At 58.0% G+C, this 15350-nt stretch carries 10 protein-coding genes, 2 tRNA genes and 1 rRNA gene; 11 read left to right on the top strand and 2 right to left on the bottom strand.

Annotated elements, in window-relative coordinates; genetic code table 11:
* Positions 1 to 132: 132 nt before the first annotated feature.
* Positions 133 to 1797 carry an NAD+ synthase gene (locus LJ360_RS05420; RefSeq protein ID WP_264995517.1) on the top strand — a complete coding sequence of 555 codons (1665 nt, stop codon included), beginning with the start codon at positions 133 to 135 and terminating at the stop codon, positions 1795 to 1797.
* Between the two features lie 21 nt (positions 1798 to 1818).
* Here LJ360_RS05420 and LJ360_RS05425 read toward each other — a convergent pair whose 3' ends face one another.
* Positions 1819 to 2652: an outer membrane protein assembly factor BamD gene (locus LJ360_RS05425; RefSeq protein WP_091854982.1), complete on the bottom strand. Its 834-nt coding sequence runs from the start codon at positions 2650 to 2652 to the stop codon at positions 1819 to 1821.
* 243 nt (positions 2653 to 2895) lie between these two features.
* Between LJ360_RS05425 and rluD the strand changes: the two genes are divergently transcribed.
* The 3 genes from rluD to clpB all read left to right on the top strand — a co-directional run bounded on the left by rluD (position 2896) and on the right by clpB (position 7366).
* Positions 2896 to 3873: a 23S rRNA pseudouridine(1911/1915/1917) synthase RluD gene (gene rluD, locus LJ360_RS05430; protein ID WP_264995518.1), complete on the top strand. Its 978-nt coding sequence runs from the start codon at positions 2896 to 2898 to the stop codon at positions 3871 to 3873.
* Positions 3863 to 4606, top strand: a complete 744-nt coding sequence (gene pgeF, locus LJ360_RS05435) for a peptidoglycan editing factor PgeF (protein WP_264995519.1) — start codon at positions 3863 to 3865, stop codon at positions 4604 to 4606. Before rluD ends, pgeF begins: the two co-directional genes overlap by 11 nt.
* Before the next feature lie 183 nt (positions 4607 to 4789).
* Entirely contained in the window at positions 4790 to 7366 is a 2577-nt protein-coding gene (gene clpB, locus LJ360_RS05440; protein ID WP_264995520.1) for an ATP-dependent chaperone ClpB, read from the top strand.
* A gap of 78 nt (positions 7367 to 7444) precedes the next feature.
* Here the strand turns inward: clpB and LJ360_RS05445 are convergent, their stop codons facing one another.
* Positions 7445 to 7909, bottom strand: a complete 465-nt coding sequence (locus tag LJ360_RS05445; protein ID WP_091854989.1) for a DUF4124 domain-containing protein — start codon at positions 7907 to 7909, stop codon at positions 7445 to 7447.
* Between the two features lie 555 nt (positions 7910 to 8464).
* Between LJ360_RS05445 and LJ360_RS05450 the strand changes: the two genes are divergently transcribed.
* The 7 genes from LJ360_RS05450 (at position 8465) to LJ360_RS05480 (ending at position 15220) form a co-directional block, all read left to right on the top strand.
* Positions 8465 to 10183, top strand: a complete 1719-nt coding sequence (locus tag LJ360_RS05450; protein WP_091854991.1) for an acetolactate synthase 3 large subunit — start codon at positions 8465 to 8467, stop codon at positions 10181 to 10183.
* A 2-nt stretch (positions 10184 to 10185) separates the two neighbouring features.
* Positions 10186 to 10677, top strand: coding sequence for an acetolactate synthase small subunit (gene ilvN, locus LJ360_RS05455; RefSeq protein ID WP_091854993.1), 492 nt, complete (start codon positions 10186 to 10188; stop codon positions 10675 to 10677).
* A gap of 62 nt (positions 10678 to 10739) precedes the next feature.
* Positions 10740 to 11756, top strand: a complete 1017-nt coding sequence (ilvC, locus tag LJ360_RS05460; protein WP_264995522.1) for a ketol-acid reductoisomerase — start codon at positions 10740 to 10742, stop codon at positions 11754 to 11756.
* Positions 11757 to 11891: 135 nt separating this feature from the next.
* The gene (gene pssA, locus LJ360_RS05465) at positions 11892 to 12704 is read left to right on the top strand and encodes a CDP-diacylglycerol--serine O-phosphatidyltransferase (RefSeq protein WP_091855021.1); all 813 of its coding nucleotides are present in this window, start codon (positions 11892 to 11894) and stop codon (positions 12702 to 12704) included.
* A gap of 443 nt (positions 12705 to 13147) precedes the next feature.
* Positions 13148 to 14688 (top strand): 16S ribosomal RNA (locus tag LJ360_RS05470).
* Between the two features lie 247 nt (positions 14689 to 14935).
* Positions 14936 to 15012 (top strand) — tRNA-Ile (locus LJ360_RS05475).
* Between the two features lie 132 nt (positions 15013 to 15144).
* Positions 15145 to 15220, top strand: a tRNA-Ala gene (locus LJ360_RS05480).
* The last annotated feature ends 130 nt before the right edge of the window (positions 15221 to 15350 follow it).

Below are 15350 nucleotides of genomic sequence, written 5' to 3' on the forward strand. Positions count from 1 at the left end.
TTGCTCAAATGTGCTTCTCTCGGCGGTCTGACGGTTGAATTAAGCATCCTTCCCTGAGTCACTATGGCAGCAATCCCTTGGCTACATCGCTATAATAGCCTTTTCACAGCAACGGGTTACAGGAGCGGGCACATGTCTCAGCAGCCAGGAGCAACAGGAACAGGCCATACAGCACGGAAACTCAACGTGGTGATGGCTCAGATGGATTTTCTGGTTGGTGATATTCCCGGTAATGCCCGCCTGGTGATTGATGCGGTCCGTAAAGCCGAACAGGAGCATAACGCAGATCTGGTTGTGTTTCCGGAACTTTGCCTCACCGGCTACCCGCCGGAGGATCTGTTGCTGCGTCCCAGCCTGGACTTGAGAGTGGCGGAGGCGCTGGCATCGTTGCAACAGGCAAACCTGACAGCTGCCTGTGTGATCGGCGCTCCCATACGGCAGGGGGGCTTGCTCTATAACGCCGCCGTCCTGATCGATCAGGGGGAGGTGCGCGCCTCTTACTTCAAGCAGTTCCCGCCGAATTACCAGGTCTTCGATGAGAAGCGCTATTTTGCAGCAGGCTCCGAGCCCTGTGTGATTGATTTTCGGGGTATCGCTGTGGGGCTAACGGTCTGCGAGGACATCTGGAGTGATGGTCCCGTGGAACAGGCTGCCGCCGCCGGTGCCAGGCTGTTAATCAACCTCAATGCCTCCCCCTATGACATTGGCAAGCAGGCCCGCCGTAAGGCCCTCCTTGAGGGTAAGGCGCGGGATAACGAGCTCGCCATTGTGTACGTAAACCTGGTTGGCGGCCAGGATGAGCTGGTGTTCGACGGCGGCTCGGTAGTCTACGACCATTCTGGCGAGCTGGCGGTGGAAGTGCCTCAGTTTGATGAAGGCCTCTACCCGGTCGAATTTGTCTGCGACCACCACTGCCAGCCCGTTTCCCGGCCCCGTCCACCGGAGCCCTCCCTGGAAGAGAATATCTATAAGGCGTTGGTGCTTGGCGTCCGCGACTATGTGAACAAGAACGGCTTCCGCTCAGTCGTGCTGGGCCTGTCTGGCGGGATTGATTCGGCACTGACCCTTGCCATTGCAGTGGACGCCCTTGGCGCCGATCGCGTACATGCGGTGATGATGCCGTTCCGCTACACCTCCTCCATGAGCCTGGAAGACGCAGAAGCTGAAGCAAAAGCGCTGGGCGTGCGTTACGACGTGTTCTCCATTGAGCCCATGTACGACGCCTTTATGGCCGCCCTGGAAAAGCCCTTCGAAGGCACGACGCCGGATACCACGGAAGAAAACTTGCAGGCTCGCCTGCGGGGCGTGTTGTTGATGTCCCTGTCCAACAAGTTTGGCTCACTGGTACTGACCACTGGTAACAAGAGCGAACTGGCGGTGGGGTATTCCACCCTGTATGGCGATATGGCAGGTGGTTTTGACGTACTCAAAGATGTGCCCAAGACCGTAGTCTTCCGGCTGTCCCGTTATCGCAACACTATCAGTCCGGTGATCCCTGAGCGGGTAATCACCCGTCCACCTTCAGCTGAACTGGCGCCAGACCAGAAAGATGAAGACAGTCTGCCGGGTTATGACGTCCTCGACCAGATTCTGAACTTGTATGTGGAGCGGGACTTCAGCGCCGAAGCGATCGTGGCGGAAGGGTTTGACCGCAAGGATGTAGAGAGGGTGGTGCGGCTGGTGGATATCAATGAGTACAAGCGCCGCCAGGCCCCGATTGGTGTCAGGATCACCGAAAGGGGTTTCGGCAAGGACCGGCGCTATCCCATCACGAACGGCTGGAAAATCGGTAACTGAGAGGCGTGACCGTGGGCGGGATCAGTCCCGCCCGAACAGTCCGAAAGTCATCACGTTCAGCAGTGAGCGATTCTCCGGCGTAAGGTCCCTTCCCTGGAAGCGCATATTGTCATCGAAGGCGTCACTTTCAGGGTGGTTCACGGCCAGCAGGCGTACGGCATCGCTGGCTGCGTCGTCCAATTCCAGTGCCTCGTAGGTTTCCGCCATCAGGATCAGGGCTTCCTCGGTGGAAGGTGATTCGGGGAAGTTCTCTACCACGTAGCGCGCGCGGTTGTTGGCAGCCATGTAAGCCTGGCGGCGAATGTAATATCGTGCGGCGTGCAGTTCCAGTTCCGCCAGGCGATTGCGGATAGCAATCATGCGCTGGCGGGCGTCCGGTGCATACTCACTGTCCGGGTAGCGGTTCAACAATTCCGAGAAATCCTGGAACGCCTGTCGTTGCTCGCCGGGGTCCCGGTCGGTAGGGTCAACGCCCAGATAACGGGTTGCCAAGCCTACGTCCAGGTTATAAGAAGCCAGGCCGCGCATGTAGAGGGCGTAGTCTGCGTATTCACTCTGGGGATTCAGGCGCAGGAAACGGTCCGCTGCACTACGGGCGCCTTCAAGGTCGAGGTTCTGGTATCTGGCGTAGATCAGGTCCAGCTGGGCCTGCTCCGCATAGCGGCCGAAGGGATAGTAGGTCTCCAGCTGGTCCAGGTTGCTCTCGGCCTCATTGAAATTACCGGAGTCCATGGCCTTGCGGGCGTTGTCGTAATAGGCTTCTTCGGGCAGGACGTCCTGTTCCTGCTGGGTCGACGCGCAGGCCCCCAGAACCAGAGTGGCGGCCAGCAATGCACAACGAAAACCTGATCTCATGCCTGAATCCCGTATAATGTCTGATTACCGGATATCCTCACGGATAACGGAAGTTGGCCATTGTAACGACCTTGATTGCCATTGTGCAGTGTTTAAGCTGAACATGGGGTAAACGGGACAGCGACGGACGTCCATGAGCTGACAGTACGCCGGATAAACCTTTATTCACCAGGTGCGCTTTAACCCCTGCAACCAATAGCGGTTACCAGGGGCTGGCAGCGCCCATAACGGCCCGGGGCCAGTATGACCGAACATTCCCGAGTAAAGGCGTCTTTCGAGGTGCCCCACGAACTCTCTGACCGCCGGCTGGACCAGGCTGTGGCGGAGCTGATGCCTGAGCACTCCCGCTCTCGCCTGCAGGGGTGGATCAAGGGTGGCAACCTGACGCTCAATGGCAAGCAGTGCAAACCCCGGGACAAGGTCATGATGGGAGACCGCATCGAGCTGGATGCCGAGCCCGAGGTCCAGGTGGAATGGCAGGCCCAGTCCATCGAGCTGGATGTTGTCTATGAAGATGAGCACCTGCTGGTCATCAACAAGCCGGCCGGCCTGGTGGTACATCCTGCCGCTGGCCATGCGGACGGCACCCTGGTCAATGCGCTGCTGAACTATGCCCCGGAAGTGGAAAACCTGCCCCGGGCGGGCATCGTACACCGGCTGGACAAGGACACCTCAGGCATTATGGTGGTGGCTCGCAGTCTGATTGCACACACCTCCCTGGTTGATCAGCTGCAGACCCGAACCATGGGTCGGGAGTACGAGGCAGTGGTGGTCGGCGAACTGACCGGGGGTGCCACCGTGGATGCCCCCATTGGCCGCCATCCCAGGGATCGCAAGAAAATGGCGGTCGTGTCCTCCGGAAAGCCGGCAGTGACCCACTATCGGTTGGTTGAACGCTTTGCCGCCCATACCCATATTCGCTGCAAGCTTGAAAGTGGCCGCACCCACCAGATCCGGGTACATATGGCCCATGTGCGCCATCCGCTGGTGGGTGACCCCATGTATGGCGGTCGCCTGCGACTACCCAAGGGAACGACTGACGAGTTGCGTGAAGTGCTGGCGGCCTTCCATCGCCAGGCGCTGCACGCCCGCCAACTGACGCTCGAACACCCGGAAACCGGTGAAATCCTGAGCTGGGAGGTGCCCCTGCCGGAAGACTTTGAACATCTGCTGGCTGCACTGCGCAAACATGCCCGGGAGCTGGAAAGCCATGAGTTCTGACTTGCCCGTACTCCACCCGGAGTGGCCGGCGCCTGCCAACGTGCAGGCCCTGTGCACGACCCGGGCCGGAGGCGTCAGTTCCGGTCCCTGGGACTCCATGAACCTGGGCGACCATGTAGGCGACAACCACGGTGATGTGCTGGAGAACCGGCGGCGATTGGCCCACTGGGCTCACCTTGAGCCTGATAATTTTTACTGGCTCCAGCAGGTTCATGGAACCGGTGTCGCAATCCTGCCAGGCGGTGACCGGGTGGCCGATGCAGCCGTGGCGGACCAGCCTGGCCGGGTCTGTACAATCCTCACCGCCGATTGTTTGCCAGTGCTTTTCTGCGACCTTGCGGGCACCCGTGTGGCTGCAGCCCACGCAGGTTGGCGTGGCCTTGCCAGCGGTGTCCTGGAAAACACCGTGCAGGCCTTTCCTGTTCCCGAGGACGTCATGGCCTGGCTCGGGCCAGCTATCGGACCGGAGCAGTTTGAAGTGGGGCCAGAGGTGCGGGAGCAGTTTCTGGCCGACAGCCGGGAAGCCGACCCGTTTTTCGACCTGTCGCCCCACCAACCAGGCCACTTCCTGGCGGATATCTACGGCCTGGCCCGGTTCCGGCTTGCCCGCGTCGGAGTTACCCGTGTATTCGGGGGTGGATTCTGCACCGTTACCGAGGCGCAACGTTTTTTCTCCTACCGCCGGAATGGCCAGACCGGGCGAATGGCCAGCTGTATCTGGCTGAATAACTGAACCGGCGCCCATACCCCGCATCCGGCTGCACCTGACGTCTGTCAATTTTCTGACACTTTCTTGCTTCGCTACCTTGAAGTCCGCCCGCCAGCCCCTACATTAAATGTCAAAGCTAACAGGATGATCGCCGTTTACCTGCAGAAGGGTTGCGACATCCGGACATTGAAGCGGGGAATCCAGAAGATGCGAATCGACAAACTCACCAGCCGGCTGCAGACCGCCCTTGCGGATGCCCAATCCCTCGCGGTCGGCAAGGATCACAACTTTATTGAACCGGTGCACCTGATGCAGGCGCTGCTGGACCAGGAAGGCAGTTCGATCAAGCCGTTGTTGAAGCACGCAGGTGCCGAACCTGGACGGGTGCGCCAGGCCATCGCCCGGGAAATCGAGAACCTGCCGGAAGTGAAAGGGTCCGCAGGGGATGTCTCCATGTCCAACGATATGGGACGCCTGTTCAACCTGGCTGACAAGCTGGCCCAGCAGCGGGGTGACCAGTTTATTTCCAGCGAACTGATGCTTCTGGCTGCGCTGGACAGCCGGGGCACCCTCGGGCGGGTGCTCAAGGAGCAAGGCGTCACGAAAGAAAACCTGGAAAAGGCCATTGACGAAATCCGCGGTGGAGAGTCCGTCAATGATGCCGGTGCCGAGGAAAACCGTCAGGCCCTGTCCAAGTACACCATCGATCTCACCGAGCGCGCAGAGGCAGGCAAACTGGACCCGGTGATCGGACGGGATGATGAAATTCGCCGCACCATCCAGGTACTGCAACGCCGCCGCAAGAACAATCCGGTACTGATCGGCGAGCCGGGGGTGGGCAAGACGGCCATTGTCGAAGGCCTGGCCCAGCGCATCGTTAACGGTGAAGTGCCGGACGGCCTGAAGGACAAGAAGGTGCTGTCCCTGGACATGGGGGCACTGATTGCCGGCGCCAAGTTCCGTGGTGAGTTTGAGGAGCGCCTGAAAGCCCTGCTGAACGAGCTGTCCAAGCAGGAAGGCCAGATCATCCTGTTTATCGATGAGATCCACACCATGGTTGGCGCCGGCAAGGCTGAAGGTTCCATGGATGCGGGTAACATGCTCAAGCCGGCCCTGGCCCGGGGTGAGTTGCACTGTGTGGGCGCCACCACCCTGGACGAATACCGGGAAAACATCGAGAAGGATGCGGCGCTGGAGCGTCGCTTCCAGAAAGTGCTGGTCAGCGAGCCGTCCGAGGAAGATACCATCGCAATTCTCCGGGGCCTGAAAGAGCGTTACGAGGTGCACCATGGTGTCGAGGTCACCGACGGAGCTATCATCGCGGCCGCCAAGTTGTCTCATCGTTACATCGCCGACCGGCAACTGCCGGACAAGGCCATTGACCTGGTGGACGAAGCGGCCAGCCAGATCCGTATGGAAATGGACTCCAAGCCGGAAGCCCTGGACCGCCTTGAGCGTCGGCTGATCCAGCTCAAGATCGAGCGGGAGGCCCTGAAGAAGGAAAGCGACGCGGCGTCCAGGAAGCGCTTGCAGGAGTTGTCCGACGTCATAACCGGTGTCGAGCGGGAGTACGCCGACCTTGAAGAGGTTTGGAACACCGAGAAGGCCGCGCTCCACGGCTCCCAGAAGATCAAGAGCCAGCTGGAGCAGGCCCGGATTGACCTGGAAAACGCCCGTCGGGCAGGGGATCTGGGCAAGATGTCCGAGTTGCAGTACGGCACCATTCCCGAGCTGGAGCGTCAGCTGGACATGGCCAGCCAGGCCGAGATGATGGAAATGAAGCTGCTGCGTAACCGGGTCACTGACGAGGAGATTGCCGAGGTGGTGTCCAAGTGGACCGGCATCCCGGTGTCCAAGATGCTCGAAGGTGAGCGAGACAAGCTGATGCGTATGGAAGAAGCGCTCCACGAGCGGGTTATCGGCCAGGATGAGGCGGTGGAAGCCGTTGCCAACGCGGTGCGCCGTTCCCGCGCTGGTTTGTCTGACCCCAACCGGCCCAACGGATCGTTCCTGTTCCTCGGGCCCACCGGCGTGGGCAAGACTGAGCTCTGCAAATCCCTGGCCTCCTTCCTCTTTGACACTGAGGAAGCCATGGTTCGTATCGACATGTCCGAGTTTATGGAGAAACATTCCGTTGCCCGCCTGATCGGTGCACCCCCCGGCTACGTCGGTTATGAGGAAGGTGGCTACCTGACCGAAGCGGTTCGTCGCCGGCCCTATTCCGTGCTGTTGCTGGACGAGGTGGAAAAGGCCCACCTGGACGTCTTCAATATCCTGTTGCAGGTACTGGAAGACGGTCGTCTGACCGATGGCCAGGGTCGTACCGTGGACTTCCGCAATACGGTGATCGTTATGACCTCCAACCTCGGGTCAGACATCATCCAGCAGAAGGCAGGCGAGGAAAATTACGAGGCCATGAAGAACGCGGTTATGGAGGTGGTAGGTACACACTTCCGGCCCGAGTTCATCAACCGCGTAGACGAAGTGGTGGTATTCCACCCGCTCGCAGAGAACCAGATTCGGGGTATCGCCACCATCCAGATCCAGTCCCTCAGCAAACGTCTGAAGGATCAGGACATGAAGCTGGAGCTGGACGATGGCGCCATGGAGTTGCTGGCGGAAGTCGGTTACGACCCGGTCTATGGTGCGCGTCCGCTGAAGCGGGCGATCCAGCGAATGATCGAGAACCCGCTGGCCCAGAAACTGTTGCAGGGAGAGTTTGTCTCTGGTGACGTGATTCGTGGCACCGTGAAGGACCACCAGCTGGTATTCAGCAAAGCCTGACCGGGTAGTTGTGTCGGTCAAAAAAACGGGAGCTTCAGGGCTCCCGTTTTTTGTGGTCATGCGCTTTGTGTGGCCGGTTCAGGACTCGGGGCTATCGTCGCAGCTTTCCTCGACAATGGCCTCGAACTCGGCGCGCTTCTCCTGGATTTCTTCCGGTGTGAGGTAACGCTGCTCGCCATCGGCGCCCACCACGCGGATGCGGGCGTTGCTGTTGATGGCCTGGAGGTTCGCCCGGGCTGTGTCACAGCGAGCTTGCCGCTGTTTGCGGCGGGCTTCTTCCACGGCGGTTTCCTTTTCCTCCCGCTGACGTTCCGCCTGGCGCTCCTCCAGTGCTTCGACCTGTTCCTGGGGGGATTTACGTTCGGAGCTGTTGGTGGCGGCTCCGGTTTTCACGCTCACGCGGTCTGCCGCCCGGCCCACCGGCTCGCGGTCACCGAAGTGGACCACGCCGTTTTCATCCGTCCACCGATAAACGGATTCCGCAGAAGTGAGGGAAGGGCTTAGCAGCGCAATGATAGCGACCAATAGCAGGTGTCGGGTCATATCTGAAAATCCTTGGAAGAAAAACTGCCGGTCGGCCGTGCCTGACCGACAACAACGTATCCATTAAAGCGAATCCTGCCATTACGGGCAAAGGTTTTCCCGATTCGCCGCCGAATCTGTGAACCAGCAGGCAGGCCACACCGGAATCCTGGCCGGGGCAGGGTGCAACACTACTTTTCGGCAGTTTGAGGCTACTCCTGCACCGTTTCTATTGACAGATACTTTCCCGCTGTCAAAATTACAGATTGCCTGAAAGCAGGGGTCAATACGGCAGGCAATCCCGAGCAGTAACCCCCGTTGAATACCACACTGTACTTCCTGTACCCCGGGTACAGGCGGTTGCCTTTTTGTATCAGCAAAGCGCTCATATCCTGGCAACCCGTTGACTGGCCCTGTTCCGGAACCCTCAGGAGCCGGGCTGTCCAGGAGACAACCTCTGTCAGACATGGTGTGGCGGAACGCCCAGGCCGGCCTTCAAAAGAGGCGTGGCACGGGGCATCCAGGCAATTCGGGAAGATTCCCGTAACATTCACTCGTTTATAGAGGGTAAATCACGTGGAGTTATTGTCTGGTGCCGATATGCTCATCCGCTCCTTGCAGGATGAGGGTATAGAGTACATCTATGGCTATCCCGGTGGTGCAGCGCTTCATATTTATGACGCGTTGTTCAGGCAGGACAAAGTCAAGCACATCCTGGTGCGCCACGAGCAGGCGGCGGTCCACATGGCCGACGGCTACGCCCGCGCATCCGGTAAACCAGGTACCGTACTGGTGACCTCGGGTCCTGGAGCCACCAACACCATTACCGGCATTGCCACCGCCTTTATGGATTCCATTCCCATGGTGGTTCTGTGCGGCCAGGTAGCGTCCACCCTGATCGGTGAGGACGCCTTCCAGGAAACCGATATGATCGGTGTTTCCCGACCGGTGGTGAAACACAACCTTTCGGTGCGTCATCCGGAGGAAATCCCTGAAATTATTCGCAAGGCCTACTACATTGCCTCGACCGGCCGTCCCGGCCCGGTGGTGGTGGATATCCCCAAGGATATGACCACACCTAATGAGCGCTATGAGTATGTCTTCCCGAAGAAGATCAAGCTGCGCTCCTATAACCCGGCGGTCCGGGGCCATACCGGTCAGATCCGCAAGGCAGTGGACATGCTGCTGGCGGCCAGGCGGCCGATTATCTACGCCGGCGGCGGGGTGATCCTGGGCAAGGCCACAGAACAGCTCACCGAGTTGACTCGCACCCTGGGTTACCCCATCACCAATACCCTGATGGGTATCGGCTGCTATCCGGCTTCAGACGAACAGCACCTTGGCTGGCTGGGGATGCATGGGACCTACGAGTCCAATATGGCCATGCACCACTCCGATCTGATCCTCGCGGTCGGTGCCCGCTTCGATGACCGGGTCACCAACGCCACCGAGAAGTTCTGTCCGGGGGCTCGCATTATCCATATCGACATTGATCCTGCGTCGATTTCCAAGACAGTAGAAGCGGATGTGCCAATCGTTGGGCCTGTGGATGCAGTGCTGCGGGAAATGATTGGCATGGTCAAAGAGGCAAAGCAGAAGCCGGACGCCGATGCCCTCAAGGCCTGGTGGAAGCAGATTGACGACTGGCGTGCCTTCCACGGCATGCGCTATGAAACCAGCGACGATGTCATCAAGCCGCAGGAAGTCATTGAGATGCTGCACCGCCTGACCAACGGCGAAGCCTATGTGACCACCGATGTGGGCCAGCACCAGATGTTTGCCGCCCAGTACTACAAGTTTGACCGGCCCAACCGCTGGATCAATTCCGGCGGTCTGGGCACCATGGGGTTTGGTCTGCCGGCGGCGATGGGGGTCAAGCTGAACTACCCCGAGGACGAAGTACTGTGCATTACCGGTGAGGGCAGTATCCAGATGAATATCCAGGAACTGTCCACGTGTAGTCAGTACGACCTGCCGGTCAAGATCATCAACCTGAATAACCAGGCCCTTGGCATGGTCAAGCAGTGGCAGGACATGAACTACGAGTCCCGTCACTCCCAGTCTTATATGGAATCCCTGCCGGATTTCATCAAGCTGGCCGAAGCCTATGGCCACGTGGGTATCCGGATTGACCGTAAGGAAGACCTCGAGCCCAAGCTCAGGGAGGCCCTTGCCATGAAGGACAAGCTGGTGTTCCTGGATATCTATGTGGACCGGTTCGAGCACGTTTACCCCATGCAGGTAGCCCGTGGTTCCATGAAAGACATGTGGCTCAGCAAGACGGAGAGGGTGTGATCATGCGTCGAATCATTTCTGTATTGCTGGAAAACGAGCCGGGTGCATTGTCGAGGGTTGTCGGTTTGTTCTCACAGCGCAATTACAACATCGAAACCCTGACGGTCGCACCCACCGAGGACGAGACACTCTCCCGGCTTACCGTGACCACCACCGGTTCCGACAAGGTTATTGAGCAGATCACCAAGCAGCTCAACAAGCTGATTGAAGTGGTCAAGCTGGTGGATCTGACCGAGGGAGCCCACATCGAACGGGAGCTGATGCTGGTGAAGCTGAAGGCGTCCGGCGCCCAGCGGGCCGAGATCAAGCGTACCGTGGATATCTTCCGGGGTCAGATCGTGGATGTGACCAGCACTGTGTACACCGTGCAACTGGCCGGCAACAGCGACAAGCTGGATGCCTTTATCCAGGCCGTGGGAACCACCGGTGTGCTGGAAGTGGTGCGATCTGGTGTGTCCGGCATTGCCCGTGGCGAGAAAGTGCTCAGTCTCTGAGCCAGACCGAATTTTTCACTCAGGCCCTGCCGGCGCAGGGCCAAACCAAGACAGAGGTTACTATGCAGGTTTATTACGATAAGGATTGCGATCTTTCCATCATCCAGGGCAAGAAAGTTGCCATTCTGGGCTTCGGCTCCCAGGGCCACGCGCATGCGTGCAACCTGAAAGAGTCCGGCGTGGATGTTACTGTGGGCCTGCGCCCCGGCTCTTCCTCTATCGCCAAGGCCGAAGCCTATGGTCTGAAGACTGCTGACGTTCCGACCGCGGTTGCCGCAGCTGACGTGGTCATGGTGCTGACTCCGGACGAGTACCAGTCCGAGCTATACCAGTCCCAGATCGAGCCCAACCTGAAGGAAGGCGCTACCCTGGCTTTCGCCCACGGCTTCGCTATCCATTACAACCAGATCGTTCCGCGCAAGGACCTGGACGTAATCATGGTAGCCCCGAAGGCACCGGGCCACACCGTGCGCACCGAGTTCGAGCGTGGCGGCGGTATCCCTGACCTGATCGCGATCTTCCAGGATGCCTCCGGCAACGCCAAGAACCTGGCACTGTCCTACGCCAGCGGTATTGGCGGTGGTCGTACCGGTATCATCGAAACCACCTTCAAGGATGAGACTGAAACCGACCTGTTCGGTGAGCAGGCGGTTCTGTGTGGTGGTACCGTTGAACTGGTCAAGGCGGGCTTCGAGACCCTGGTTGAAGCAGGTTATGCCCCGGAAATGGCGTACTTCGAGTGTCTGCACGAGCTCAAGCTGATCGTTGACCTGATGTATGAAGGTGGCATCGCCAACATGAACTACTCTATCTCCAACAACGCGGAGTATGGCGAGTACGTGACCGGGCCGGAAATCATCAACGAGCAGTCCCGCGAAGCCATGCGCAATGCCCTCAAGCGCATCCAGAGCGGTGAGTACGCCAAGATGTTTATCTCTGAAGGCAGCCTGAACTACCCCTCCATGACAGCACGTCGTCGCCAGAATGCTGCCCACGATATTGAAGTGGTTGGCGAGAAGCTGCGCTCGATGATGCCGTGGATCTCTGCCAACAAGATCGTGGACAAGGACAAGAACTGATCCTCCAGATCAGCTATTGACCTTCGAGAGCGCGGCCCTGGTGGCCGCGTTCTTTGTTTCAGGGGTGGTACGTATTTTTTGACCGTGGCCCTTGAGGGTTATACTGGCAAGTTCATCCATGACGGAACCGGTTTCATGAGCGACGAAAAGAATGATCCGAAAGTAGCGGATACTACACGCAACGAGCTTCTTCCGGGTGAGGTGGAAGAGGAAGAAGTGGTCGAAGGCGCACGGGTTCGGCGGCGGGGAATCTATCTGTTGCCCAATTCGCTGACAACGGCATCCCTGTTTTCCGGTTTCTATGCGATTGTCTCGGCTGCTAACGGCATGTTTGCCAACGCGGCCATCGCCATTTTCGTGTCCATGGTACTCGATGGACTGGATGGCCGTGTTGCCCGGATGACCAATACCCAGAGCAAGTTCGGTGAGGAATATGACAGCCTTGCGGATATGGTGGCGTTTGGTGTTGCTCCCGGTCTGGTGGCTTTCTTCTGGTCCCTGAACAGTCTCGGAAAGGTAGGGTGGGCCATCACCTTTATCTATGTGGCTGGCGCTGCATTACGTCTGGCGCGATTCAATACCCAGATTGGCTCTGTCGACAAGAAGTTCTTCGTGGGCCTTCCCAGTCCGTCAGCCGCAGCTGTCGTTGCTGGCCTGGTGTGGTGTTTCCATGCCTGGGACCCAGCTGGCTGGTTGACCGGCCTGACTGTGTTGGTTGTGGCCGGTGCGGGGATGTTGATGGTCTCCAATGTTCTCTACAACAGCTTCAAGGACCTGGATATGCGGGGCCGGGTGCCTTTTGCCGCGATCCTGTTGGTAGTGCTGGGGTTCGTCGTGGTCGCGCTGGACCCGGGTACTGTGCTGTTCAGCGCGTTCCTGCTTTACACCCTGTCCGGACCGGTTCGCTCTCTGTTCCGTAAGGGGCGGAAGCATCCGGTTGAACGCTGATTGGTCAATTCGATTGTAAATTCACCAATCCGGCGATAAAAGCAGCGGTTTTATAGCGGCAAACCGAAACCGGGATAAAAAAGTTTCAAAAGGTCGTTGACAGAAAACGGTGGGGCTGTAGAATGCGCCCCACTTCGACAGGGAACGCCGGCGACGGCGGAACCGGGAAGGGAAGTAAACGGTTGTAAGGTTTGAGTTTTTCGGTGTAAGGCTTCTTCGGAAGCGGCGACAAAAACTTCAAAATAACCGTTGACAAGGTAGCGATCTGATGTAGAATACGCGGCCTTGATTGAGCAGACGCTCAACGCTCTTTAACAAGTTGACCAAGTAATTCGTGTGGGCGCTGGCCGAGACCATCTGGCAACAGATATCGAGGCAGCGACTCGTCGAAATATGAGTTTTGTCTTGAGCAAGATTAGAGATCTTCGGATCTTGTATGATTTAAACTGAAGAGTTTGATCATGGCTCAGATTGAACGCTGGCGGCAGGCTTAACACATGCAAGTCGAGCGGTAACAGGGGGTGCTTGCACCCCGCTGACGAGCGGCGGACGGGTGAGTAATGCATAGGAATCTGCCCAGTAGTGGGGGATAGCCCGGGGAAACCCGGATTAATACCGCATACGCCCTACGGGGGAAAGCAGGGGATCTTCGGACCTTGCGCTATTGGATGAGCCTATGTCGGATTAGCTTGTTGGTGGGGTAATGGCTCACCAAGGCGACGATCCGTAGCTGGTCTGAGAGGATGATCAGCCACATCGGGACTGAGACACGGCCCGAACTCCTACGGGAGGCAGCAGTGGGGAATATTGGACAATGGGGGCAACCCTGATCCAGCCATGCCGCGTGTGTGAAGAAGGCTTTCGGGTTGTAAAGCACTTTCAGTGAGGAGGAAAACCTTATGGCTAATACCCATGAGGCTTGACGTTACTCACAGAAGAAGCACCGGCTAACTCCGTGCCAGCAGCCGCGGTAATACGGAGGGTGCAAGCGTTAATCGGAATTACTGGGCGTAAAGCGCGCGTAGGTGGTTTGATAAGCGAGATGTGAAAGCCCCGGGCTTAACCTGGGAACGGCATTTCGAACTGTCAGGCTAGAGTGTGGTAGAGGGTAGTGGAATTTCCTGTGTAGCGGTGAAATGCGTAGATATAGGAAGGAACACCAGTGGCGAAGGCGGCTACCTGGACCAACACTGACACTGAGGTGCGAAAGCGTGGGGAGCAAACAGGATTAGATACCCTGGTAGTCCACGCCGTAAACGATGTCTACTAGCCGTTGGGACTCTTGAAGTCTTAGTGGCGCAGTTAACGCACTAAGTAGACCGCCTGGGGAGTACGGCCGCAAGGTTAAAACTCAAATGAATTGACGGGGGCCCGCACAAGCGGTGGAGCATGTGGTTTAATTCGACGCAACGCGAAGAACCTTACCTGGCCTTGACATGTTGGGAACTTTCCAGAGATGGATTGGTGCCTTCGGGAACCCAAACACAGGTGCTGCATGGCCGTCGTCAGCTCGTGTCGTGAGATGTTGGGTTAAGTCCCGTAACGAGCGCAACCCTTATCCCTAGTTGCCAGCACATCATGGTGGGAACTCTAGGGAGACTGCCGGTGACAAACCGGAGGAAGGTGGGGATGACGTCAGGTCATCATGGCCCTTACGGCCAGGGCTACACACGTGCTACAATGGCGCGCACAGAGGGCTGCAAACCCGCGAGGGGGAGCCAATCTCACAAAACGCGTCGTAGTCCGGATCGCAGTCTGCAACTCGACTGCGTGAAGTCGGAATCGCTAGTAATCGTGAATCAGAATGTCACGGTGAATACGTTCCCGGGCCTTGTACACACCGCCCGTCACACCATGGGAGTGGATTGCACCAGAAGTGGTTAGTCTAACCTTCGGGAGGACGATCACCACGGTGTGGTTCATGACTGGGGTGAAGTCGTAACAAGGTAGCCGTAGGGGAACCTGCGGCTGGATCACCTCCTTAACGAACGCTGGAGGTTTCGGTCAGAGTCCACACGAATTACTTGGTTAACGTGAAGAGAGCAAAAGGGTCTTTGCAGGCCCGGCTGTGAAGTGCTTCTCCTGGAGAAAGCATGAAGCAGAGATTAGCGCTGTAGATTGTGGCAGCTGACAAGGCGCAGGCTGAGTGAAGGAGGGAGCGTACACACGTACGTGACCGAGTGAACGAAGACTGCAACGCAGCTCAGGTGGCACAAGATGCAGTGATAATTGGGTCTGTAGCTCAGGTGGTTAGAGCGCACCCCTGATAAGGGTGAGGTCGGTGGTTCAAGTCCACCCAGACCCACCAGAATTGACCAGCTCGTCGTTGCGCCCGGACTCGCATACTGAAGTATGCTTCGCCCGAACGCGCCTAGATCTGATCAATTCTCCGAGTACGGCGAGTCAACGAAATTGCCGGCTTGGTGAGTGGTTTCTATTAGGGGCCATAGCTCAGCTGGGAGAGCGCCTGCCTTGCACGCAGGAGGTCGGCGGTTCGATCCCGCCTGGCTCCACCATAAACAGATCGACGAACCTGATTGCCTGACGTTATGTCAGTGTGCAGAAAAAAGTGTTTCAACGCGGTGACGTTGTAAGCCCTTCTTTCTGATCACTGGGTCAGAATTGCTCTTTAACAATTCGGATGAG

This window comes from Marinobacter sp. AN1 (genome assembly GCF_026013985.1).
GTDB classification, from domain to species: domain Bacteria; phylum Pseudomonadota; class Gammaproteobacteria; order Pseudomonadales; family Oleiphilaceae; genus Marinobacter; species Marinobacter segnicrescens.

Bases quoted from the DNA above. Each gene is read 5' to 3' on its own strand.
- LJ360_RS05420 (WP_264995517.1), top strand. From the start codon at position 133: ATGTCTCAGCAGCCAGGAGCAACAGGAACAGGCCATACAGCACGGAAA.
- pssA (WP_091855021.1), top strand. From the start codon at position 11,892: ATGAGCGACGAAAAGAATGATCCGAAAGTAGCGGATACTACACGCAAC.
- ilvN (WP_091854993.1), top strand. From the start codon at position 10,186: ATGCGTCGAATCATTTCTGTATTGCTGGAAAACGAGCCGGGTGCATTG.
- LJ360_RS05425 (WP_091854982.1), bottom strand. From the start codon at position 2,652: ATGAGATCAGGTTTTCGTTGTGCATTGCTGGCCGCCACTCTGGTTCTG.
- rluD (WP_264995518.1), top strand. From the start codon at position 2,896: ATGACCGAACATTCCCGAGTAAAGGCGTCTTTCGAGGTGCCCCACGAA.
- LJ360_RS05445 (WP_091854989.1), bottom strand. From the start codon at position 7,909: ATGACCCGACACCTGCTATTGGTCGCTATCATTGCGCTGCTAAGCCCT.
- pgeF (WP_264995519.1), top strand. From the start codon at position 3,863: ATGAGTTCTGACTTGCCCGTACTCCACCCGGAGTGGCCGGCGCCTGCC.
- ilvC (WP_264995522.1), top strand. From the start codon at position 10,740: ATGCAGGTTTATTACGATAAGGATTGCGATCTTTCCATCATCCAGGGC.
- clpB (WP_264995520.1), top strand. From the start codon at position 4,790: ATGCGAATCGACAAACTCACCAGCCGGCTGCAGACCGCCCTTGCGGAT.